This window comes from Variovorax sp. dw_954 (assembly GCF_018449755.1).
In the GTDB taxonomy this organism is placed as follows: domain Bacteria; phylum Pseudomonadota; class Gammaproteobacteria; order Burkholderiales; family Burkholderiaceae_C; genus Variovorax.
The window spans coordinates 238,631-260,980 of record NZ_JAAVVD010000006.1 but is presented as its reverse complement, the minus strand read 5'-3'; the positions used below and the strand labels follow the sequence as shown (position 1 = coordinate 260,980).

Sequence of the window (22,350 nt, the reverse complement as noted above, 5' to 3'; positions counted from 1 at the left end):
TGTCTATCGGGGTTGGAGGATGGAGGCCAGCGTGTCCGCATGCAGTGCATCGACCAGCGCGGCCCGGTGCTTGAGCACGGAACGCTGGTTGATCGATCCCTTGTCGGTGACCTCGCCCTTGTCGATGGAAGGCGGCTCGTCGACGAGCCAGGCGCGTGCGATGCGGTTGGCGCTGCCGGTGCTGCCCGCGGCCAGCGTGTCGAGCACCTGCTGCATCCGCGCGCGCACCGGTGCGCTGTCGAGCACCTCGCGCAGCGGCGCATCCGGCGGCAGGCCGGCCAGCTTGCGCACCGCCTGCGTCGGAAACACCAGCGCGCCGACTTCCTTCAGGTTGATGCCGGTCAGCACCGCGTCCTGGATGTACGGCGCGCCGGCCGCGATGATCCTCGCGCGCATCGGCCCCACGCTGACGAAGGTGCCGGTGGCGAGCTTGAAGTCTTCCGCGATGCGGCCGTCGAAGCGCAGGCCCTTGTGGATGTCCGCTTCGTCGATCCATTTGACGGCGTCGCCGGTGGAGAAGTAGCCCTCTTCATCGAAGGCCTCGGCCGTGGCTTCCGGGGCGCGCCAGTAGCCCGGCGTGATGTTTGGTCCGCGATAGCGCACTTCGGTCTTGCCGTCGATGTCGACCAGCTTGATCTCGATGCCGGCCGCCGGCAGCCCGAGGTCGCCCGATTGCACCGTCGGCCCGGTGATGTAGAGCGCGAACGGGCCCGACTCGGTCATGCCCAGCCCCGTGCCCATCACGATGCGCTCGCCGACTTCGGCCTCCTGCGAGCGGTGCAGGCTGTCCCACACCGGCTGCGACAGGGCGGCGCCGGCATAGAAGAACATCTTCACGCGCGACAGCAGGTTCTTGCGCAGCACCGGGTCGGATTCCATCGCGTTGGCAATCGCCTCGAATCCGGTGGGCACGTTGAAGTACACCGTTGGCGCGATCTCGCGCAGGTTGCGCAGCGTCTCCGCCATCCCGCCCGGCGTGGGCTTGCCGTCGTCGATGTAGAGCGTGCCGCCGTTGTCCAGCACGATGCCGACGTTGTGGTTGCCGCCGAAGGTGTGGTTCCACGGCAGCCAGTCGACCAGCACCGGCGGCTCCTCGCCCAGCACCGGCATCGACTGGCGCATCTGCTGCTGGTTGGCGCACCACATGCGTTGCGTGTTGATGACGGCCTTGGGCAGCTTGGTCGAGCCCGAGGTGAACAGGAATTTGGTGATGGTGTCGGGGCCGGTCGCCGCCAGCGCGGCATCGACGGCGGACGTTGCGGGCGTGGCGGCGAGTTCGTCGAAGGAAGTGGTGGGGCGGTCCAGCGTGCCTTCGGCCAGCACGACTTCCACGTCCGCCGGCACGACCGCATCGATGGCGCGGCCGAAGCGCTTCGCGTCGGCGGCGAACACCAGTCCGGGCGTCAGCGTGTCCAGCACATGGCGCAGCTTGTCGAAGTCCTGGCTGACGATGGAGTAGGGCGGCGACACCGGGCAGTAGGGCACGCCCGCGTACAGGCAGCCGAGCGCAATCAGCGCGTGCTCGATGCTGTTCTCGCTGAGGATCGCGACGGGCCGTTCGGCGCTCAGGCCACGGTCGAGCACGGCCTGCGCGATGCTGCGCGCCTTGTGCAGCGCCTCGGCATAGCTCAGTCGAATCCAGTCGCCGGTGCTGCCGTCGGGCAGGCGTTCGCGGCGCGCGATGAAGGTGCGGTCCGGCGCCACCGTGGCCCAGTGCTTGAGCCTGTCCGTCATGCGATCGACGTAAGGCGCGAGTGGTGTCTCCGCCTTCAGGTAGCACACGCCGGGCGCGCCTTCGGTCAGCACGCCGCGGGTGATGCCAAAGGCCAGGGGGCGGTAGCGCGGCACGACGGGAGTGGGTTTTGTCTCGGTCATTGTGGTTGTCATGCGCTACCAGTTGGAGGGAGTCAGAAGGTGTGAAGATTTCGTAGCGAGGGCGCCAGCCGGGAGCCCGGTTCGCGGAGCGGAACCGCACTCTCGTGCGGTGAGCACCGCAGGCCCGAGATCGGTGGCAGCAGTAGAAAGATTCACACCTTCTAGTCTTTGCTGACTTTGGCGGCGCGTCCTTCGAGGAAGTCCGCCAGCCGCGTCTTCGCTTCCGGGGAGGCCTGCGCAATGCCCGCGATCAGCGATTCGGTGAAGAAGCCATGGTCGGCCGATTGCTCGGCGATGCGCGGCAGCGCGTGCATCAGCGCGTAGTTGGTGAGCGGCGCGTTCTGGGCCACGCGTTGCGCGAGTTCCAGCGCCTTGTCGAAGGCCGTGCCCTCCGGCACCAGGTACTGCGCGAAGCCGGCGCGCTCGCCGTCCTCGGCGTTGTAGACGCGGCCGGTCAGCATCATGTCGGTCATGCGCGCCGCGCCGATCAGCTTGGGGATGCGCACCGAGCCGCCGCCGCCCACGAAGATGCCGCGCGAGCCTTCCGGCAGCGCGTAGAAGGTGCTGCTGTCCGCCACACGGATGTGACATGCGCTCGCCAGTTCCAGCCCGCCGCCGACCACCGCGCCGTGCAGCGCCGCGATCACCGGCACCGGCCCGTACTGCACCCGCTCCAGCGCCGCGTGCCACATGCGTGAATGGCGCATGCCCTGGCCCGCGTCGCGTTCCTGCAGTTCGCTCAGGTCCAGGCCCGCGCAGAAGTGCGGGCCCTCGCCGTCGACCACGGCGGCGCGCACCGTGTCGGGCAGGTTGTCGAAGGCGTCGCGCAGCGCGAGGACCAAGCCGTCCGACAGCGCATTGCGCTTGGCGCCGCGGGTCAGGCGGATGATGGCGATGGTGTCGCGAAGCTCGATGTGAAGATCGGGGTGGTTCATGATTGCGTTCCGGTGTGGCTTCGATTATGGTTATGGTTAATAACCAATTCAAGGCCGCATGAGGCGGCTGAACTCGGTACTTACCCGAACCTGGAGACAAAGCCTGTGGACTACCAGAACCTGATCGCGATCGATACCCACACCCACGCCGAAGTGAGTTGCTGGAACCCGTTCGACAACTACGGCGAGGAATACGACCGCGCCGCCGACAAGTACTTCAAGGCCGGCCGCCGCCCGACCATCCAGGAAAGCATCGACTACTACCGCGAGCGCAAGATCGGCTTGGTGATGTTCATGGTCGATGCGGAGTCGAACATGGGCCGTCGGCGCATCCCCAACGAGGAGATCGCCGAGCACGCGCAGAAGAACAGCGACATGATGATCGCCTTCGCCAGCATCGATCCGCACAAGGGCAAGATGGGTGCGCGCGAGGCGCGCCGGCTGATCGAGGAATACGGCGTGAAGGGCTTCAAGTTCCATCCGACCGTTCAGGGCTTCCATCCCTACGACAGGATGGCTTGGCCGATCTACGAGGTGGTCGCCGAATACGGCCTGCCGGCGGTGTTCCACACCGGCCACAGCGGCATCGGTTCGGGCATGCGTTGCGGCGGCGGCCTGCGCCTCGAATACAGCAACCCGATGCACCTCGACGACGTGGCCATCGACTTCCCCGACATGCAGATCGTCATGGCGCACCCCAGCTTCCCATGGCAGGACGAAGCGCTGAGCGTGGCCACGCACAAGCCCAACGTGTGGATCGACCTGTCCGGCTGGAGCCCGAAGTACTTTCCCAAGCAACTCGTCCAGTACGCCAACACGCTGCTGAAGGATCGCGTGCTGTTCGCGAGCGACTATCCGCTGATCACGCCGGACCGGTGGCTGAAGGACTTCGAGGATGCGGGCTTCAAGCCGGAAGTGATGCCGGCGATCCTGAAGGGGAACGCGGTGAGGTTGCTGGGGTTGGACAAGGCTTCCTGAGTTCGTTTTCCCTGGGTTGGGTGCGCCCGTACGTACCGGGCTCGGGGGTGGATCGGCAGCCTTGCCTCCTTTTGAGTCGGCTGCCCTCACCCCGGCCCTCTCCCGGAGGGAGAGGGAGGAAGACCAACAGCCTGTCCATGGCGACGAACGGCGTTGGCAAGACCATCAGCGCGTCCATGCAGCGCGACGCTGCCCCCGGAAGCACCTCGAACTGCATCCGCTCCCTCCTCTGCGGCGCCATTCGGGGCCGACATGCATCTTGTAGGACAAAGTCACTTTTGGTTGCCTGACCGATACATTTCGGGATCGTATTGCGATACTTCATCCACTGATGCAAGATTGGAGTATCGTTTTATGTGTATTAAGGTTTACAAGAATGCGTCCGGTTTTGCCATGGCAATACTTTCTGGCGCCCTGTTTCTCGTCGGTTGCGGCGGAGGCGGAGGCGGCGGTTCTGCCGGAATGGCCGGCCTGGGCACCGTGGCGACGACGTCCGGGGAGCCATCGACCGGCGTGTCGAAGCCCGCAGGCTCGGAGGCGCTGGACGCTGCGCCGGCCCTCGGCACGGTGGAATTGACCGAACTTGGCAAAGTGATCGGCACGTCTGGAGGCGGGGGCGCCACGCCAGTGAGACCCGACGCCGCCAAACCCTCCGAGGCGCCCCCCGGCTATGTGCCGCCCATCGGCGAACTGGATGCCACGCCGTCGGGTGCGGGCGTCCTCGTGATCGTGGGCTCGGGCATCGAGGTGCCGGCCGGGGCCACCCAGGTCGCCCAGATCAAGGACGTGCGCTGGGACACCTTGCCACCCGGCAGCGTGGTGCGCGTCGCGCCCGGAACCTATGTCGGCACGATCGCCATCACCGCCAACGGAACGGCAGAAGCGCCCATCCGCATCCAGGCCGCCAGCCGCACCCAGATGCCGGTCGTCACCACCAGCCTTGACGTGCGTGGCGCCAGCCATCTGCGCATCAGCGGCTTCGATGTACGGACCGAGGCCAACGGCGGCGTGGTGATCCGCCAGGGCAGCCATCACATCACGGTGACCGACAACGTCATCCGCCGCGCGCCGATCGGCATCAACGTGACCGGGGAACCGGGCACCCACCTCGTCATCGGCAACAACCTCATCGAGGACACCGTGTTCAGCGGTATCGGCGTGGATGGCAACGGCACCGCCGACGCGACGAACCTGATCACCCGCAACACCGTGCGCCGCAGCGGCCACCACGGCATGGAGATTCGCGGCTCCTGGTGGCGCATCGAACACAACGACGTCAGCTACAGCGGGCTGGCGATCGCCGGGACCTCCGGCATCCACATCTTCAGCAAGACAGCGGAAGAGGACCGCGGCGACCACAACGTCGTCGTCTACAACGCGAGCCATGCCAACGCCGACACCGGTGCGCACGACGGCAACGGCATCCAGACCGATCGCTGGTGCGACGACAACACGGTGGCGTTCAACCTCGTCTGGGCCAATGACGGCGCGGGCATCAACGTGTACGAGTCGCAGGGCAACCGCGTTTATGCGAACACGGCCCTGGCCAACGCGCTCGACCCGATGCATACCCATGGCGCGCTGGCCGAGATCATGGTGGGCGCCACGCCGGAAAACAACCGGACCAGCGGGAACCTGGTGATGGACAACATCGCGGTCGCAACGCGCGCGGACGGCGCGGCGATCTATGTGGACGGCCGCGCCTTCCTGCACGACAACGTGGTCGGGCCCAACCTGCTGTTCAACGCGGCGGGTGGCACGGTGATGCGCTGGGGCGACGATATCCGCGCCGACAATTCCGCCGCCGTCGATGTCGCGACGTCGACCAGCGGCAATGCGGTCGAGCGACCTGCGTTCGTCGATGCGAGCTATCCGCTGACCGGCGGACTTCGCTTGGCGCAAGCGCCGGCAGGCACCGGCGCTTCCTTGAGCGGAGCGGCCGATTTCGGCGGTGCCCCGGCGCAGCCCCCGCTCGTCTACTTCGGGGCCTATTTCTTCAGTCCCCTGTGAAGCGGCTTCCCTTTCGCTGTCCTCCAGGGGCCGGGGTGCACGCATGCCGAGCCCCTGGGCAGCCTGAAATCGTCGAGTGGGACATTCGGACCAATTGATCCGATAGTTCGCATCGGCCCATACTCGTGGGCTGAAAAGGGAGGACACGTCGAATGAACATGAAGACAGTGACGCGCACCAGCGCGGCGGTGGTCGCGGGCGCGCTATGCGTCATGGCCTGTGGGGGTGGTGGAAGCGGGGACGGCAGCGCAGGGATTGCAGGAAGCCTTGCCAGCAGCAATGTCGATGCGGCGGCGAATGTCGACAGAGCCGCGCAGACCCCCCCGCGCGCGGGCAAGTCGCCATCGGAAGCGATGGCCCTCTCCAAGGCCGGCGACACGACCACCGCGGATGCATTGCCGGCGCCCGAGTTCATTCCCGGCTTTGCCCCGGCCCCCGACGAAGATCCCTGGCCCTGGGCCAGCGGCCAGCTGGTCGTGGTGGGGTCGGGCATCGCCGTCCCGGCCGGCGCACTCCAGGTCGCGCAGCTCCAGGATGTGCCCTGGCGCCAGCTTCCGCCCGGCAGCCTGGTGCGCATCGCGCCCGGCACCTATGCCGGCCCGCTGGCCATCACGGCCAACGGAACGGCGCAATCGCCCATTCGCATCGTGGCGGCGGACCGCAACCAGCGGCCGGTCATCCTGACCACCATGGACGTGCAGAACGCCAGCCACCTGCGCATCAGCGGCCTCTACGTCCAGCCACCGCAGTACAGCGGATTCGTGATCCGGCAGGCCAGTCACCACATCACCGTCAGCAACAACGTGGTGATGGGCGGGCACATGGGCATCAACGTGTCGCAGGGCGCCGGCGCCAACATCTACATCGTCAGCAACGTGGTCGACCAGGCCGTGACGCATGGCATCGGCGTGGAAGTCAACGGCGCGGCCGGCGCGCAAAGCGTCATCAGTCACAACACGGTGCGCCGCAGCGGGCACCACGGCATGGAGATCCGCGGCTCGTACTGGCGCATCGAGCGCAACGACGTGAGCCTGAGCGGGCTGGCGGTGCCGGGCACTTCCGGCATCCATCTCTTCAGCGGTTCGGAGGCCGAGGACAGCGGCGACCACAACGACATCGTCTACAACATCAGCCATCACAACGTCGACACCGGCCTGCATGACGGCAACGGCATCGAGGTGGACCGCTGGTGCGACGACAACACCGTGGCCTTCAACATCCTGCTGAGCAACGACGGGCACGGCATCAACATCTACGAGGCGCAGAACAACCGCATCTTCGGGAACACCACGCGCGGCAACTCGATCGACCCGAACGGCACGCACGGGGCGGTGGCCGAAATCATCGTTGGTGCGTCCAGGGGCAACAGCCGCACGCGCGGCAACGTGGTGATCAACAACATCGCCATGTCCACGCGCGCGGGCGTGCCGGCGGTCTACGTCGACGGAAAGACCTTCACCCAGCCCAACACCATCGGGCCGAACCTGCTGGTCAACACTGAAGGCGGCACCGTGATGCGCTGGGGCGACGACATCCGGGTCAACACGCCCGCCACCATCGATGCCGCGACCCGCACGGTAGGCAACCTGGTCGAGACACCCCTGTTCGACAACCTGGCCGCGCCGCTGATCGGCGGCATGCGGCTGGCCTCGCCGTTGCAGGGCGGTGGCCTGCAACTGAGCGGCGTCAGCGACTTCGGCGGGGCGCCGGTGCAGCCGGGCTATTCGTACTTCGGCGCGTACTTCGCGCGTCGTTGATAGCAGGCGGCTGCCACGGGGCAGGGCAGTTGAGAGCCACCATGCAATTGATCTACACGCGAACCTTTTGCAGGCGCATTCGGGGGTGGGCCTACTCTTGCTCCCAGCCCACCCCCGAGCGCTCCCGCCGCTGCGCCCGCTCGCGCGCCATCTGCTCCTCGAACTGCTGCCGCCCTTCCTTGGCGACGGCGATGAGCTTGGCGCGGTCCTTGTAGTGCGGGTAGCCCGCTTCGGTGATGCCGATGTTGCGCTGCCGGAAGCGCATCGCCGCGTGCCGCGCCTCGTGCGCCGGCCAGCCCAGCGCTTCGAGCACCGAGCGCCCGCTGCGCAGCGAGGACTCGAACACCTCGCGCTCGATGTGGGCGACATTGCGGTCGCGCAAATGGTAGTAGTGCGCCACGTTGCGCGCGCGCGCAATGATCTCGGCCTGCGGAAAGTGCTCGCGCACCAGGTCCACGATCTCCAGTGACTGCTCCATGTCATCCACCGCCACCACGATCGCTTTGGCGCTCCCGCCGCCTGCGATGCGCAGCAGGTCCAGCCGCGTCGCATCCCCATAGAACACCCGGAAGCCGAACTGGCGCAGCCCTTCCACCGTGTCCGCGTCATGGTCCAGCACCGTCGGCGGCATGCCGTTGGCCAGCATCAGGCGCCCGATGATCTGGCCGTAGCGCCCGAAGCCGCAGATCAGCACCTTGCCCTCCTGCTGCTCGGAGATCTCCTCCATCGCCTTGCCGCCCATCAGGTCGTAGCGCGGCAGGATCAGCTTGTCGATGGCCACCAGCAGCAGCGGCGACACCAGCATCGACAGCGCCACTGCCGCGATCAGCAGCGATGCGGTCTCCGGCGGCAGCACGTTCGGTCCGGCCGCCTGGAACACCACGAAGGCGAATTCGCCGCCCTGCGCCAGCAGCAGCGTGAACACCGGTCGCTGCTGGTACGGAATGTCCATCGCCTTGGCCAGTGCGTAGATCACCGCCAGCTTGATCGCCATGAAGGCCACCACCAGCAGGGCCATCGTGCCGGGTTGCCGCATCAGCACGCCGAAGTCGATGCTCATGCCCACGGCGATGAAGAACAGGCCCAGCAGCAAGCCCTTGAAGGGTTCGATGTCGGTCTCGAGTTCGCGCCGGTATTCGCTCTCCGCCAGCAGCACGCCGGCGAGAAAGGCGCCCAGCGCCATCGACAGGCCGATGAACTGCATCAGCGCTGCGATCGCCACCACCAGCAGCAGCGAGGCGGCGGTGAAGATCTCCGGCGTGTTGCTGCGCGCGATCCACCGCAGCACCGGCCGCAACGCGAGCCGGCCACCGAGCACGATGCCGCCGATCACGCCGATGATCTTGAGCCCCTGCAGCAGGCGCCCCGTGCCGGTCGCTGCTTCGCCCGCCGCATCGCCGGCCAGCAAGGGCAGCAGCGCCAGGATCGGAATGGCTGCCACGTCCTGGAACAGCAGGATCGAGAAGCCGGCCTGGCCGCTCGATGTCTTCAGCAGGTTACGCTCGCCGAACACCTGCAGCGCGATCGCGGTCGATGACAAGGCCAGCCCCAGCGCGCCCACCAGCGCCACGCGCCACATGGCGCCCGCGGCCCACCCCAGCGCGAACAGGGCGGCCGCGCAGCACAGCACCTGCGCGCTGCCCCAGCCGAAGATCGGCTGCCGCAGGTTCCACAGCCGCTTGGGCTCCAGCTCCAGCCCGACCAGGAACAACATCAGCACCACGCCGAATTCGGCGAAATGCAGGATGTCCTGCACATTCGTGACGAGCCCGAACACCGTCGGCCCGATCGCGATGCCGGCCACCAGGTAGCCGATGATCGAGCCCAGGCCGGCCCATTTCGAAATCGGCACCACGATGACCGCGGCGCCCAGGTAGATGAGGGAGTTGACCAGCCAGGCCGGTGCGTGATGCTCCATCAGGCCGCTCCCGCCTGGGCGGGGGCGATGCGGGCCAGCGCGTCCTTCAGGGCCTGGGCGCCCAGCTTGCCGGCGTCTTCCTGCTCGGCCGGCCGGTCGGTCTCGGGCACCACGCAGGTCGGGCAGGCGTCGATCTCGTCCATCTCCGGCCAGTCCGGATAGCTCGCGAGCCGGTCCTTGAACACGTTGACGTGCGCCACCAGTTCCTCCTGCGTCGCGCTGCGTGCCCCGTGGAACACCAGCGGCGGCAGGAAGCGCATGCCGCACAAGGCCGCGGTCTGTTCATAGGGCGGCAGGAAGGCGTCGAAGAAATAGCGGTTGTAGCCCTGCGGGTGGTAGCTCGACTCCGTGCCGCCCGTGGTCGCCACCAGCCAGCAGTCCTTGCCCCGCAGCGCCGAGCCCCCCGGCCCGTAGGCCCAGCCCCAGCCCAGCACCTCGTCGAACCACAGCTTCTGCAGTGGCGGCATCGAGTACCACTGGATCGGGTGGAGCAGCACCAGCAGGTCGGCGCGCGCCAGGCGCTCCTGTTCCGCCTCGATGTCGATGTCGTAGTCCGGATAGCTGCCGTAGAGATCGTTCACATCGACGTGCGGCAGGCTGCGCGCCGCCTGCATCAGCAGGCGGTTCACGCGCGAGTCGCGCCACTGCGGGTGGGCCGCGATCACGTAGACGCGGGGTGGGCTGGTTGGAGGTGTCGTGGAGGCCGGCATGCCGCGAACATAGCGCAATCGTCGAACGCCGTGGCGCAAGGCCGATGTGCCGTCCGCAAGCGGCGCACTTGAAATGCTTCAATTTCACTTTGCGCAGCAATTCGCGGGACGACACACTAGGATGCGGACTTCTTCCGCTGTATCCGAGGAGACTCCATGCCGGTGGTTCTGATAGCCAACCCCAAGGGCGGTGTCGGCAAGTCGACGCTCGCGACCAACATCGCGGGCTATTTCGCCAGCCGTGGCCATGCGGTGATGCTGGGCGACGTCGATCGCCAGCAGTCGTCCGGCCTGTGGCTCAACCTGCGGCCGGCCAAGGCGGCGCCCATTGCCACCTGGGAAGCGGCCGGCGAGGGCACCGTCGCCCGCCCGCCGCGCGGCACCACGCATGCGGTGCTGGACTCGCCGGCCGGCCTGCACGGCTGGCGCTTCAAGGAGGTGGTGGCGCTGGCCGACCAGATCCTGGTGCCATTGCAGCCGAGCATCTTCGACATCTACGCCACCCGCGATTTCCTGCTGCGGCTGGAGGGCCAGCGCAAGGCCGGCAAGTCGCGCATCGGGCTGGTCGGCATGCGCGTGGGCGCCCATACCCTGTCGGGCGACCGGCTGCGCGAGTTCGTGGCCCGGCTCGGCGTGCCGATGGTGACCGAGCTGCGCGACACGCAGAATTACGTCCAGCTCGCCGCGCGCGGGCTCACCCTGTTCGACATCGCACCCGGCCGCGTGCAGCGCGACCTGGAACAGTGGCAGCCCCTCGTGCATTGGCTGGATCAGTAGTTCCCCGGGGGAATTTGTCGCCGCCGCTACAGACGATTCACGCTGCCGACGGCTAGAGTCCGGGGCATGAAAACTTTCCAGACCCTTCAAGATCTGGCCGCGTGCGTCGGCCAGGAAGTCGCAACCACCGACTGGATCACCATTACCCAGGAGCAGGTGAACCAGTTCGCCGAAGCCACCGGCGACCACCAGTGGATCCACGTCGATGTCGAGCGCGCCAAGGCGGGCCCCTTCGGCGGACCGATCGCGCACGGTTTCCTGACGCTGGCTTTGATCCCCAAGATCTTCGCGGAGGGCGTCGACGTGGTCGAGTCCCGCATGGGCGTCAACTACGGCCTCAATCGCGTCCGCTTCATGTCGCCGGTGCCGGTCGGTGGCCGCGTGCGTGGCCGCATGAAGCTGCTGTCGAGCGAGTCGATCGACGACAAGGGCAGTGTGCAGATGGTCTGGGAAGTCACCATCGAGCTCGAAGGCGCAAGCAAGCCGGCCTGCGTGGCCGAATCGGTGGTGCGCCGCTTCCGCTGATGCCATCCGCGCCGCCGGAGAGACCGTGAGGCTCCTCGACAGCGCATTCAGCCCCCTCGCCCGCGATTCGACAGCGCGGGCCTTGGATCGCCGTCAGAAGGCCATGCAGTTGCCTCAGGCGAAGGCGTTCTGCCGCCACGCCTCGAACACCGTCACCGCCACGGCGTTCGACAGGTTCAGGCTGCGCTGACCTTCGCGCATCGGAAGTCGCAGGCGCTGCGCCGGCGCAAAGCGCTCGCGCAACTCAGGCGCGAGGCCGCGCGTCTCCGCGCCGAACACCAGCCAGTCGCCCGGCTTGAACGCGGTCTCGTGCACGAAGCGCGTGCCGCGCGTGGTCAGCGCGAACATGCGGTCGGCCGGCGGCTGCATATCGTCAAGCAGCGCCTGCCAGTTCGCATGGCGCCGCACCTCGGCGTACTCGTGATAGTCGAGCCCGGCGCGCTTCAACAGCTTGTCGTCCATCGAGAAACCCAGCGGTTCGACCAGGTGCAGCGTGCATCCGGTATTGGCTGCAAGGCGGATGACGTTTCCGGTGTTGGGCGGGATCTCGGGTTCGACCAGGACGATATGGAACATTGCGCGGCGAATGACAGGAAGGGCGGCTATTGTGGAGCGCCGGTGCGCGCGAGCACGATGGCGCCCACGTGCGACGCCCCGCCGGCGCGCAGTACCTGCGCCGCCGCGAACAACGAAGCACCACTGGTCATCACATCATCGACCAGGACGATGCGCTGCCCCCGCACCTCGTCCGCGCGCAAGGGCTCGATGGCGAAGGCGCCTTGCAGGTTGCGCAATCGCTCGGCCCGCAGCAGCCCGCTCTGCGCCGTGGTCGCGCGCGTGCGCAGCAGCAGCGTGGCATCGACCTTGCCCGGAGCGAGCCGACGCGCCAACTCCAGCGCCTGGTTGAAGCCGCGCTCGCGCAGCCGTTCCAGCGCCAGGGGCATCGGCAACACGAGATCGCATTCCTCCAGCGCCGGCTCGCCCCAGGGCGCACTGCGCATCAGCGTGGCCAGCGGCGCGGCCCAGCCCGCGTCGCCGTGGAACTTGAACTGCGCGATGTATTCGGGCCACGGCCATTCGTAGGCGCAGGCCGCGATGCAGGCGTCCAGCGGTGGCGGATTTGCCACGCACTCGGCGCAACGCGTGATCCCCTGCGGCGTCGGTATCGCGCAAGTGGGGCAGCGTTCGACAGGAGCCGCCAGCCGGGCCACGCAGGCATCGCAGATCGGCCTGGTCGGCCAGGTACGGCACACCGCGCATTGGCTTGGCAAGGCGTCGAGCAGGGCGGTGAACGGGCGCAGGGCCGGGCGGAAGCGCATGCCTCAATATACTGGCCGCCCATGGCTACCGACCCCGCCCAGCGCCCGCCCACCATCGATGCCGCGGCGGCCAGCCGCTGGTCCCGCCTCGCGCCCGCGCAAGGCTCCCCCTGGCTGCACGAGGAAATCGGCCGCCGCATGGAAGATCGCCTCCAGTGGATCACCGCCAAGCCCAAGACCTGGGCCGACTGGTCGCCGCTGCGTGGCGGCCTGGAGGCGCACGCGCTGGTCGCGCGCCGCTACGCCGCCGCCGCGCCCTACGTGATCGAGCCCGATGACGCGTTGGCCACGCGTACCGCTGGGCTCCTCAGCGCACCCTGGTGGAGCGCCAGGCGCTGGCAAGGCGCGCAGCCGCGCTTCGAAGCCCCGCCAGAGGACGGTGTCGACCTGCTGTGGGCCAACATGGCGCTGCACATGGCCGCCGACCCGGAGGCGCTCATCAAGCGCTGGCACCGCACCGTCGCGACCGACGGCTTCCTGATGTTCTCCTGCCTCGGCCCCGACACGGTGCGCGAACTGCGTGCCCTCTACGCGCGCCTGGGCTGGCCGCCGGCCGGTCATGAATTCACCGACATGCACGATTGGGGCGACATGCTGGTGCACGCCGGGTTCGCGGAGCCGGTGATGGACATGGAACGCGTGACCCTCACCTGGGCTACCCTCGAGGCGGCGCTGGCGGAGTTGCGCACCCTCGGTCGAAACCTGCATCCGGCTCGCTTCGGCGCGCTGCGTGGCCGCAAGTGGCGCGGGCAACTCGGCGCCGCGCTCGCCGCCACCGCCAGCAACGGCGGCCCCGACCAGGGTCGCATTGCACTGGGCTTCGAAATCATCTATGGCCACGCGTTCAAACCGGCGCCACGTGTCGCGCTCGCGCCAGAAAGCGCCGTTTCGCTGCGCGAGATGCGCTCCATGCTGCAGCGAGGACGCCCCGGCGCATGAAGTTGGCCCGAAACCACCCGCTACAATCCGCCGTTGCGTGAACTCGTGGGTATGGTCCCGCGAACGCGGCTCGTCAAACACCCGTTTGGCGGCTGTCGACGCACCGATTTGCCGAACTCGCCCGTGTCGAATTCCGTGTTTCGTTTTGCCACTGTCTCAGGCCAGAGCATCCACTGGTTCCTGAAGCGCAATTGCTCGGTCACGCCGAGCCAGCTGGGCTGGCTCTACGCGTCGCTGTGCATCGTCTCGCTGGGCATCGGCACGGTGTTCTGGTGGCATGGGGCGCGGCTCGTGTTGCCGTTTGCCTGGCTGGAACTCACCGCCGTCGGCGTCGCCTTCGTGCTGTATGCGCGGCATGCGACCGATGGCGAAAAGATCGCGCTGCAGGAAGGTCGCCTGGTGGTTGAACTGGAAAATGGCGGCCACTACGAGCGCACGGAATTTTTGCCGCACCAGGTGCGGGTCGAGCCCGAGGCCAGCGACCGTTCGCTGATCGAGGTCTCGGGGCAGGGTCGTTCGGTCAGGGTGGGGCGCTATGTGCGACCCGAGTTGCGTGCCGCGCTGGCGCGTGAGATTCGCATGGCACTGCGCGCGGCCTGAGTGGCGCGCGCAGGCGGGCACCGGGCCAATGGGTTAACTGGTAATTGAAGAAGTACACACGATGAAGAGCAATTGGCGCAACAAGACCTGGCCGGCAACCCTGCTGCTGGCGGCCGGCGCGGTGATCAGTGGTGCTGCGAACGCAGTCGAAAGCCTGCCGGGCGGCCCCTTGGTACGCCAGTTGAATCTCCCCGTTGGCGTCACCAAGATCGCGCAGGAACAGCACTTCCTGCACAACGCGATGATGGTCCTGTGCACGGTGATCTTCGTTGCCGTGTTCTCGGTCATGTTCTATTCGATCTGGAAGCACCGCAAGTCGGTCGGCCACAAGGCGGCCAACTTCCATGAGTCGGTGGTCGTCGAAGTGATCTGGACCATCGTCCCCTTCGTCATCGTGATCCTCATGGCGCTGCCCGCCACCAAGGTCCTGGTCGCGCAGAAGGACACCACCAACGCCGACCTCACCATCAAGGTCACCGGCTACCAGTGGAAGTGGGGCTACGACTACGTCAAGGGCGAAGGCGAAGGCTTGGCCTTCATCTCCACACTCGACAGTAGCCAGCGCGCCATGTCCGATGCGGGCGCCCACGGCGAAATGCCCAAGGACTACCTGTTCAAGGTCGACTACCCGCTGGTCGTTCCCGTGGACAAGAAGATCCGCATCATCACCACCGCCAACGACGTGATCCATGCCTTCGCCGTGCCGCAGTTCGGCCTCAAGCAGGACGCGATCCCCGGCTTCGTGCGCGACACCTGGTTCCGCGCCGAGAAGGTCGGCGACTACTACGGCCAATGCCAGGAACTGTGCGGCAAGGAGCACGCCTACATGCCGATCCACGTGAAGGTGATGGCAGCCGCCGACTACACCGCCTGGGTCGACGGCAAGAAGAAGGAAGCTGCGGCCAAGCTCGACGACCCGAACAAGGTCTGGGCGCTGCCCGACTTGATGGCGCGCGGCGAGAAGGTCTATGCTGGCAACTGCGCGGCCTGCCACCAGGCCAATGGCAAGGGCGCCGGCCCGATCAAGCCCCTCGATGCCAGCGAGAAGGTGCTCAACGCAGACGCCTCCGTGCAACTTCATGTCGTGCTGAATGGTCAGAACAACGGGGCCATGCCCGCCTGGAAGCAATTGAGCGACACCGACATTGCAGCGGTGGTGTCGTACACCAAGAACAGCTGGTCGAACAAGACGGGCCAATTGGTCCAGCCTTCCCAGGTGAAGGCCGAGCGCGCCAAGTAAGCGCGCCGAGACCCACGATTTCCAAGGAAGATTCATGAGCGCAGTCCTCGACCCCCACGGCCACGCACACGGTCATGACGACCATGGCCACGAACATCACGCGCCCACTGGTTGGCGCCGCTGGGTGTTCGCGACCAACCACAAGGACATCGGCACGCTGTACCTGTTGTTCTCGTTCACCATGCTCATGGTGGGCGGCGTGCTGGCCCTGATGATCCGCGCCGAGCTGTTCCAGCCCGGCCTGCAGCTGGTCAACCCCGAGCTGTTCAATCAGTTCACCACCATGCACGGCCTGATCATGGTGTTCGGCGCGATCATGCCGGCTTTCGTGGGCTTCGCGAACTGGATGATCCCGCTGCAGGTGGGCGCGTCCGACATGGCCTTCGCGCGCATGAACAACTTCAGCTTCTGGCTGCTGATCCCGGCCGCCATCATGCTGGTCAGCTCGTTCTTCATGCCGGGCGGCGCACCCGCGGCCGGCTGGACGCTCTACGCGCCGCTGACGCTGCAAATGGGTCCGTCGATGGACGCCGGCATCTTCGCGATGCACATCATGGGCGCCTCGTCCATCATGGGCTCGATCAACATCATCGTGACCATCCTCAACATGCGCGCCCCGGGCATGACGCTGATGAAGATGCCGATGTTCTGCTGGACCTGGCTGATCACCGCCTACCTGCTGATCGCCGTGATGCCGGTGCTCGCCGGCGCCATCACCATGACGCTGACCGATCGCCACTTCGGCACCAGCTTCTTCAACCCCGCCGGCGGCGGCGACCCGGTGATGTACCAGCACATCTTCTGGTTCTTCGGCCACCCCGAGGTCTACATCATGATCTTGCCGGCCTTCGGCATCATCAGCCAGATCGTGCCGGCCTTCGCCCGCAAGAAGCTCTTCGGCTACGCCTCGATGGTGTACGCCACCTCGTCGATCGCCATCCTGTCCTTCATCGTGTGGGCGCACCACATGTTCACGACCGGCATGCCGCTCACCGGCCAGTTGTTCTTCATGTACGCGACCATGCTGATCGCGGTGCCGACGGCGGTGAAGGTCTTCAACTGGATCGCCACCATGTGGCAGGGCTCGATGACCTTCGAGACGCCGATGCTGTTCGCGGTGGGTTTCATCTTCGTGTTCACGATGGGCGGCTTCACCGGCCTGATCCTGGCCGTGGCGCCGATCGACACGCAGCTGCAAGACACGTATTACGTCGTGGCCCACTTCCACTATGTGCTGGTGGCCGGCTCGCTCTACGCGATGTTCGCGGGCTTCTACTACTGGTCGCCCAAGTGGACCGGCGTGATGTACAACGAGACGCGCGGCAAGGTCCACTTCTGGTGGTCGCTGATCTCGTTCAACGTCACCTTCTTCCCGATGCACTTCCTGGGCCTTGCCGGCATGCCGCGTCGCTATGCCGACTACCCGATGCAGTTCGCCGACTTCAATGCGGTGGCGTCGATCGGCGCGCTGTTCTTCGGACTGGCGCAGGTGTATTTCTTCTTCTTCATCGCGCTGCCGACCATGCTCGGCAAGGGTGAAAAGGCTTCGCAGAAGCCGTGGGAAGCCGCCGAAGGCCTGGAGTGGGAAGTGCCGTCGCCGGCGCCGTTCCACACCTTCGAAACACCTCCGCGCCTCGACCCGACCGCCACCAAGGTGATCGGTTGAACGCCGCAAACGCGATGACGCCGGAACAAAAGAAGAGCAACCGCCGCATGGGGCTGACGCTGGCCTCCATCGCCGTGCTGTTCTTCGTCGGATTCATTGTCCGCATGGTCTATGTCGGTCACTAAGGCCCGCGCACCCATTCCATGAGCATCGCCCAACGCATTCGCCGCGCCAACTTCCAGATGGTCACCAAGCTGGCCGTCGTGGCCGCCGGCATGTTCGCGTTCGGCTATGCGCTGGTGCCGCTGTACCGCGAGATCTGCGAAGTGACCGGCATCAACATCCTGGCGCTGTCCGAACTGGAGGTGCCCGGCGGCGCCTCGGGCGGCAAGGACGTCAAGGTGCCGGCGAACACGCAGGTCGACATGAGCCGCACCATCACGGTCGAGTTCGACGCCAACGTGCACGGCGCGCTCTGGGACTTCAAGCCGGCGCAGAATTCGATCCAGGTGCATCCGGGCGAGTTGCACACCGTGATGTACCAGTTCCAGAACGTGCAGAACCGCCGCATGGCGGCGCAGGCCATTCCGAGCTATGCGCCGCAGCAGGCCGCGCCGTACTTCAACAAGCTCGAGTGCTTCTGCTTCAACCAATACACGCTGGACCCGGGTGAGAAGAAGGAATGGCCAGTCGCGTTCATCATCGACCCGAAGCTGTCGAAGGACGTCAAGACCATCACCTTGTCATACGCCTTCTTCGAGGTGGGCGGCAAGACACCGCCTGCCCCGACCGCGGCCGCACCCCAGTTGCAGGTGGAGCCGAAGTCATGAACCCCGGCGTGGAACGCAAGGGCTCGCTGCTGCGGGCCATCAAGGCCGTGGCCTGGGGCTTTTTCGGCGTGCGCAAGAACAGCGCGCACCAGGAAGACGTCGCCCGCCTCACGCCGCTGCACATCATCGCGGTCGGCTTCGGGGCGGTTGCCTTGTTCGTCGGCGCCCTGATCGTGCTGGTCAAGTTCGTGGTCGCGCCCTGATCCCCGCAAAAGATTTGAATCGAGAGAAGAAAGCCAGGACCTGATATGAGTTCACCCACCCACGGCGCCACGCCCTACTACTTCGTGCCCGGCCCATCGGCCTATCCGGTCATGGCCGCGACGGGGCTGCTCTTCGTGATCCTGGGCGCGGCCCAGTGGATCAACGGCCATGAATGGGGCATGTATTCGCTGCTGGCAGGCATGCTGGTCTGGCTCGGCACGCTGTTCGTGTGGTTCCGTACCTCCATCCACGAAAGCGAAGGCGGGCAGTACGGCCACAAGGTCGACCTCTCCTTCCGCTGGAGCATGAGCTGGTTCATCTTCTCGGAGGTGATGTTCTTCGGCGCCTTCTTCACGGCGCTGTGGTGGACGCGCACGCACTCGCTGCCGGCGCTCGGCAGCCTCGACAACGCGTTGCTCTGGCCTGGCTTCAAGGCGGTGTGGCCGAGTGTCGCGGCAGGGGTGACGGGCTCGCCCGCCGGCATCGTGGAGCCGTTCCAGACCGTCGGCCCGTTCTGGCTGCCGACCATCAACACGGCGCTGCTGTTGAGCTCGGGCGTCACGTTGACAATCGCCCACCACGCGCTGCGCGCCAACCATCGCGCCCAATGCATCCGCTTCATGATCGTGACCGTGATCCTGGGCCTGCTGTTCCTGGGCGTGCAGGGCTATGAGTACCATCACCTCTACACCGAGTTGAACCTCAAGCTGAGTTCGGGCGCCTATGGCTCGACCTTCTTCATGCTCACCGGTTTCCACGGCTTCCATGTGTTCATCGGCATGCTGATGCTGCTGTTCATCACCATTCGCCTCATGAACGGCAACTTCACCCCCGATCGGCATTTCGGCTTCGAAGGCGCGGCCTGGTACTGGCACTTCGTGGACGTGGTCTGGCTGGGCCTCTACACGCTGGTGTACTGGCTTTGATGGCATTGGCCGGCACCCTCAAGAAGCGCCGCGAGGCGCTTTTTTCATGGCTGGGCGGCGATGCGGCCCGCCCCGACCTATCGGCTGACCGGAAGGCCCCCTGGCTGGATGTATCCCAGTTTCCAGGCCAGCAGGATGCACAGGAACAAAATCACCGACAAGGCAATCCGAACGGTCAGCGCGCGCGCCATCCCACCCGACTTGGCGCGCCCGTCGCGCCCGTCCTTCAGCATGTAGTAGAGCGCAAATCCGAGACTCGCCAGGATGCCGACAAAGGCAAGGGCGACGACATATTTCATGACTCTCATTATCGGCCGACCACGCCGCCCCGTCCCTTGAACACCATCTCCCTGCAGGCCGCACCTGCCGCGCGACGCGGCCGCTTCTGGCTGGTCACGGTCGCCGCGTTGCTCATGCTTGTGGCCACCTTGTCTCTGGGCCGCTGGCAGCTTTCGCGCGCGGCGCAAAAGGAGGCGCTCCAGGCCGCCATCGAGTCGCAGAAGACGCTGCCGCCGCTCGGTCAGCAGGACTTCCTTGCCATGGGGCAACCGGGCGAAGCCATGCATCGGCTGGTGCACCTGCGCGGCTTGTGGCTGGCCCCGCAAACGGTCTACCTCGACAACCGCCAGATGGGCGGCGTGCCTGGCTTCTACGTTGTCACCCCCTTCGCCATCGAAGGCAGCCAGCAGACCGTGATGGTCCAGCGCGGCTGGATCCAGCGCAATTTCGAGGACCGCACGAAGCTGCAACCCGTGCAGACGCCCGCCGGCCTGGTTGAGATCGACGCCCGCATCGAAGCACCGCCATCGCACTTGCTGGAGTTGGGCAAGACGCCCGCGCCGGCTGCTGCGACCGTGGAATCGCCGGGTGCATCGCCCATCCGGCAAAATCTCGACCTCGAGGTGTTCAAGGCCGAATCCAGGCTGCCCCTGCGCACCGATGTGTCGCTGCAGCAGACCGGCGCCGCTTCCGAAGGATTGCATCGCGACTGGCCGGCGCCGGCGTTCGGCATCGAAAAGCATTACGGCTACGCATTCCAGTGGTTCGGCCTCGCAGCCCTCGTCACCATCCTCTATGTCTGGTTCCAAATTGTTGCCCCGTTCCGCCGTGCCCGCCGTGGCTGACGAGCCGCTCGGGCTGACCGTGCACTCGATGCCATCGCCGCAGGCGCTGGGCGCCGAGGCCGGCCGCCGCACGGTCTCGGGCCGCTGGAAGATGATCGCGGTGATGCTGATGTGCGCGGCGCCCGTCATTGCGTCCTACTTCACCTACTACGTGGTCCGGCCGGAGGGGCGCAGCGTCTACGGCGAACTGGTCGAGCCGCAACGCACGCTGCCGGCGATCAAGGCGCTCGACCGCGACGGCGTGTCGGTGCCGTTGTCGTCGCTCAAGGGCCAATGGCTGATCGTGGCCGTGGCCGATGCTGCCTGCGATGCCTTGTGCGAGCAGCAGCTCTACCTGCAACGCCAGTTGCGCGAGAGCCTTGGGCGCGAGAAGGAGCGCGTGGACCGCGTCTGGATGATCAGCGACGCCGGATCGCCGCCCGCGCGCCTGGACAACGGCCTGCGCGGCGCCACGGTGCTGCGGATGCCCGCTGCGCAGTTGTCGCAGTGGCTGGCGCCCGCCTCGGGGCACGCCTTGAACGAACACCTGTATGTGGTCGACCCGATGGGCAACTGGATGATGCGTTTCCCGGCCCGCATGGATGCCGCCGGGGCTTCGCGCGCCAAGCGCGATCTGGAGCGTCTGTTGCGCGCCTCCGCATCCTGGGACGAGCCCGGCCGATGACCCCCGTCGTCGCGCCCTATGACCTCTCGCCGATCGCCTGGCTCATGGGCGCGGGCGTGCTCATCGCGCTCGGCCCGCTGCTGTGGGTCTGGCGGCGCAGCGCGGGTCACAGCATTGCGCGGCGCCTGCATGCGCTGACGGTCCTGGCGCTGTTCCTCACCTTTGACCTCACGCTGTTCGGCGCTTTCACGCGGCTGACGGATTCCGGCCTCGGCTGCCCCGATTGGCCGGGCTGCTACGGCAATGCCAGCCCGATGGGGGCACGCCATGAAATCGCGATGGCGCAATCCCTCCAGCCGACCGGCCCCGTGACGCACGGCAAGGCCTGGATCGAGATGGTGCACCGCTACCTGGCCACCGGCGTCGGTGTGCTGATCGTGGTGCTGGCCGTGGCGACGTTCATTGCGTGGCGCCAGCAACGCCGCGCGTCCCTTGGCGCCGCGCGGCATGCGGCGCTGCGGCCGGCCTGGCCCTTGGTGACGCTGCTGTGGGTCTGCCTGCAAGGCGCCTTTGGCGCGCTCACCGTGACCATGAAGCTTTATCCCGCGATCGTCACACTGCATCTGCTCGGCGCCATCGTGCTGCTCTCGCTGCTCTGCATGCAGGCCGTGCGCTACCAGCAGGCCGCCAGCGAGCGATTGCCGACCGCCTTGCCCGGCGCCTTGCGCAACCTGCTGGTCGCGACCAGCTTGCTGCTTGGTTTCCAGATCGCGCTGGGGGGCTGGGTCAGCACCAACTATGCGGTGCTTGCCTGCACCCAGTTCCCGACGTGCCAGGACAGTTGGTGGCCGCCGATGAACTTCGCACAGGGCTTCGAGATCTGGCGTTCGCTGGGTCTCACCTCCGAGGGCAACCCGGTCGATTTTTCGGCGCTGACCGCGATCCACTACGTGCATCGGCTGATGGCCTACGCCGTCTTCACCGCGATCGGTGCGCTCGCGTGGCGCCTGCGCGCCGTGCCGACGCTGCGCGCGCAGTCGAACTGGCTGGCCGGGCTGGCGTTGCTTCAACTCGCCACCGGCCTCGGCAACGTCCTGCTCGGCTGGCCGCTGCTGGCGGCCCTGCTTCACACCGGCGGCGCGGCAGCGCTGGCCGTGGTACTGGTCTGGTCCTTGTGCGAAAGCCGACGCGCTCCCGTGGCCGTGCCGCAGGGCGCCACGGCCATGGTGCACCCCGCGCAATACGGGAGCAGGTCGCCTGAGGCAGGCTCCCACCGCGGCGCGCAGCAGCGAGGTCCTGTGAATGGCGCCCGACCGCCCGATGTCGCTCGCACCTCGGCGCGCGGCGCGGAGGTTGTCCAATGAGCGCCGCCCGGCCGCTCCGAAGGCGCTCGCACCGCAGCGCGCAGCGCGAAGGTTATCCAATGAGCGCCGCCCGGCCGCCCGAAGGCGCTCGCACCGCAGCGCGCGGCGC

Annotated in this window: 23 protein-coding genes; 16 read left to right on the top strand and 7 right to left on the bottom strand. The window is 66.7% G+C overall.

Going from position 1 to position 22,350, the window contains the following annotated elements:
- Nucleotides 1-3 precede the first annotated feature (3 nt).
- Nucleotides 4-1,875 (bottom strand): feruloyl-CoA synthase, encoded by a 1,872-nt coding sequence (locus HB681_RS12675; protein WP_213955164.1) that lies wholly within the window; start codon nucleotides 1,873-1,875, stop codon nucleotides 4-6.
- 161 nt (nucleotides 1,876-2,036) lie between these two features.
- On the bottom strand, nucleotides 2,037-2,810 hold the full coding sequence (locus tag HB681_RS12670) for a crotonase/enoyl-CoA hydratase family protein (protein WP_213955163.1): 774 nt from the start codon (nucleotides 2,808-2,810) through the stop codon (nucleotides 2,037-2,039).
- A gap of 105 nt (nucleotides 2,811-2,915) precedes the next feature.
- Between HB681_RS12670 and HB681_RS12665 the strand changes: the two genes are divergently transcribed.
- From HB681_RS12665 to HB681_RS12655, 3 genes are all read left to right on the top strand, one after another.
- Nucleotides 2,916-3,788 carry an amidohydrolase family protein gene (locus HB681_RS12665; protein ID WP_213955162.1) on the top strand — a complete coding sequence of 291 codons (873 nt, stop codon included), beginning with the start codon at nucleotides 2,916-2,918 and terminating at the stop codon, nucleotides 3,786-3,788.
- A 393-nt stretch (nucleotides 3,789-4,181) separates the two neighbouring features.
- On the top strand, nucleotides 4,182-5,798 hold the full coding sequence (locus tag HB681_RS12660; protein WP_213955161.1) for a right-handed parallel beta-helix repeat-containing protein: 1,617 nt from the start codon (nucleotides 4,182-4,184) through the stop codon (nucleotides 5,796-5,798).
- Nucleotides 5,799-5,950: 152 nt separating this feature from the next.
- A complete protein-coding gene (locus tag HB681_RS12655; RefSeq protein ID WP_213955160.1) occupies nucleotides 5,951-7,555 on the top strand; it encodes a right-handed parallel beta-helix repeat-containing protein in 1,605 nt (534 codons plus the stop codon).
- A gap of 91 nt (nucleotides 7,556-7,646) precedes the next feature.
- On the opposite strand, the gene kefC is transcribed toward HB681_RS12655, so the two are convergent.
- Together kefC and HB681_RS12645 are read right to left on the bottom strand one after the other, a co-directional pair.
- Nucleotides 7,647-9,473 carry a glutathione-regulated potassium-efflux system protein KefC gene (kefC, locus tag HB681_RS12650; RefSeq protein ID WP_213955159.1) on the bottom strand — a complete coding sequence of 609 codons (1,827 nt, stop codon included), beginning with the start codon at nucleotides 9,471-9,473 and terminating at the stop codon, nucleotides 7,647-7,649.
- Nucleotides 9,473-10,183, bottom strand: coding sequence for an NAD(P)H-dependent oxidoreductase (locus HB681_RS12645; protein WP_213955158.1), 711 nt, complete (start codon nucleotides 10,181-10,183; stop codon nucleotides 9,473-9,475). Before HB681_RS12645 ends, kefC begins: the two co-directional genes overlap by 1 nt.
- A 156-nt stretch (nucleotides 10,184-10,339) precedes the next feature.
- Between HB681_RS12645 and HB681_RS12640 the strand changes: the two genes are divergently transcribed.
- Nucleotides 10,340-10,960: a ParA family protein gene (locus tag HB681_RS12640; protein WP_213955157.1), complete on the top strand. Its 621-nt coding sequence runs from the start codon at nucleotides 10,340-10,342 to the stop codon at nucleotides 10,958-10,960.
- 66 nt (nucleotides 10,961-11,026) lie between these two features.
- The gene (locus tag HB681_RS12635) at nucleotides 11,027-11,485 is read left to right on the top strand and encodes a MaoC family dehydratase (RefSeq protein ID WP_213955156.1); all 459 of its coding nucleotides are present in this window, start codon (nucleotides 11,027-11,029) and stop codon (nucleotides 11,483-11,485) included.
- Between the two features lie 114 nt (nucleotides 11,486-11,599).
- On the opposite strand, the gene HB681_RS12630 is transcribed toward HB681_RS12635, so the two are convergent.
- Both HB681_RS12630 and HB681_RS12625 read right to left on the bottom strand, forming a co-directional pair.
- Nucleotides 11,600-12,061 carry a tRNA (cytidine(34)-2'-O)-methyltransferase gene (locus tag HB681_RS12630; RefSeq protein ID WP_213955155.1) on the bottom strand — a complete coding sequence of 154 codons (462 nt, stop codon included), beginning with the start codon at nucleotides 12,059-12,061 and terminating at the stop codon, nucleotides 11,600-11,602.
- A 26-nt stretch (nucleotides 12,062-12,087) separates the two neighbouring features.
- Entirely contained in the window at nucleotides 12,088-12,804 is a 717-nt protein-coding gene (locus tag HB681_RS12625; protein WP_213955154.1) for a ComF family protein, read from the bottom strand.
- 21 nt (nucleotides 12,805-12,825) lie between these two features.
- Between HB681_RS12625 and HB681_RS12620 the strand changes: the two genes are divergently transcribed.
- The 8 genes from HB681_RS12620 to HB681_RS12585 all read left to right on the top strand — a co-directional run bounded on the left by HB681_RS12620 (nucleotide 12,826) and on the right by HB681_RS12585 (nucleotide 19,149).
- Nucleotides 12,826-13,743: a biotin synthase gene (locus HB681_RS12620; protein WP_213955153.1), complete on the top strand. Its 918-nt coding sequence runs from the start codon at nucleotides 12,826-12,828 to the stop codon at nucleotides 13,741-13,743.
- A 123-nt stretch (nucleotides 13,744-13,866) separates the two neighbouring features.
- Nucleotides 13,867-14,343 (top strand): DUF2244 domain-containing protein, encoded by a 477-nt coding sequence (locus HB681_RS12615; protein ID WP_213955152.1) that lies wholly within the window; start codon nucleotides 13,867-13,869, stop codon nucleotides 14,341-14,343.
- Between the two features lie 61 nt (nucleotides 14,344-14,404).
- Nucleotides 14,405-15,583, top strand: coding sequence for a cytochrome c oxidase subunit II (gene coxB / locus HB681_RS12610; RefSeq protein ID WP_213955151.1), 1,179 nt, complete (start codon nucleotides 14,405-14,407; stop codon nucleotides 15,581-15,583).
- A gap of 34 nt (nucleotides 15,584-15,617) precedes the next feature.
- Nucleotides 15,618-17,249 (top strand): cytochrome c oxidase subunit I, encoded by a 1,632-nt coding sequence (ctaD, locus tag HB681_RS12605; protein WP_213955150.1) that lies wholly within the window; start codon nucleotides 15,618-15,620, stop codon nucleotides 17,247-17,249.
- Between the two features lie 14 nt (nucleotides 17,250-17,263).
- The gene (locus tag HB681_RS12600; RefSeq protein WP_213955230.1) at nucleotides 17,264-17,374 is read left to right on the top strand and encodes a cytochrome oxidase small assembly protein; all 111 of its coding nucleotides are present in this window, start codon (nucleotides 17,264-17,266) and stop codon (nucleotides 17,372-17,374) included.
- Between the two features lie 18 nt (nucleotides 17,375-17,392).
- Entirely contained in the window at nucleotides 17,393-18,019 is a 627-nt protein-coding gene (locus HB681_RS12595) for a cytochrome c oxidase assembly protein (RefSeq protein ID WP_213955149.1), read from the top strand.
- The gene (locus tag HB681_RS12590; protein WP_213955148.1) at nucleotides 18,016-18,222 is read left to right on the top strand and encodes a DUF2970 domain-containing protein; all 207 of its coding nucleotides are present in this window, start codon (nucleotides 18,016-18,018) and stop codon (nucleotides 18,220-18,222) included. The genes HB681_RS12595 and HB681_RS12590 overlap by 4 nt, the downstream gene beginning before the upstream one ends.
- A 45-nt stretch (nucleotides 18,223-18,267) precedes the next feature.
- Entirely contained in the window at nucleotides 18,268-19,149 is an 882-nt protein-coding gene (locus HB681_RS12585) for a cytochrome c oxidase subunit 3 (RefSeq protein WP_213955147.1), read from the top strand.
- A gap of 77 nt (nucleotides 19,150-19,226) precedes the next feature.
- Here the strand turns inward: HB681_RS12585 and HB681_RS12580 are convergent, their stop codons facing one another.
- Entirely contained in the window at nucleotides 19,227-19,457 is a 231-nt protein-coding gene (locus HB681_RS12580; protein ID WP_213955146.1) for a twin transmembrane helix small protein, read from the bottom strand.
- Nucleotides 19,458-19,562: 105 nt separating this feature from the next.
- Here HB681_RS12580 and HB681_RS12575 point away from each other — a divergent pair, with 105 nt between their 5' ends.
- Genes HB681_RS12575 through HB681_RS12565 form a run of 3 tightly spaced genes read left to right on the top strand, consistent with a single transcriptional unit; the run spans nucleotide 19,563 to nucleotide 22,241 of the window.
- Complete coding sequence (locus HB681_RS12575; protein WP_213955229.1) at nucleotides 19,563-20,273, top strand: SURF1 family protein; 711 nt, start codon at nucleotides 19,563-19,565, stop codon at nucleotides 20,271-20,273.
- On the top strand, nucleotides 20,224-20,937 hold the full coding sequence (locus HB681_RS12570; protein WP_213955145.1) for a hypothetical protein: 714 nt from the start codon (nucleotides 20,224-20,226) through the stop codon (nucleotides 20,935-20,937). The genes HB681_RS12575 and HB681_RS12570 overlap by 50 nt, the downstream gene beginning before the upstream one ends.
- The gene (locus tag HB681_RS12565) at nucleotides 20,934-22,241 is read left to right on the top strand and encodes a COX15/CtaA family protein (protein WP_213955144.1); all 1,308 of its coding nucleotides are present in this window, start codon (nucleotides 20,934-20,936) and stop codon (nucleotides 22,239-22,241) included. The genes HB681_RS12570 and HB681_RS12565 overlap by 4 nt, the downstream gene beginning before the upstream one ends.
- The last annotated feature ends 109 nt before the right edge of the window (nucleotides 22,242-22,350 follow it).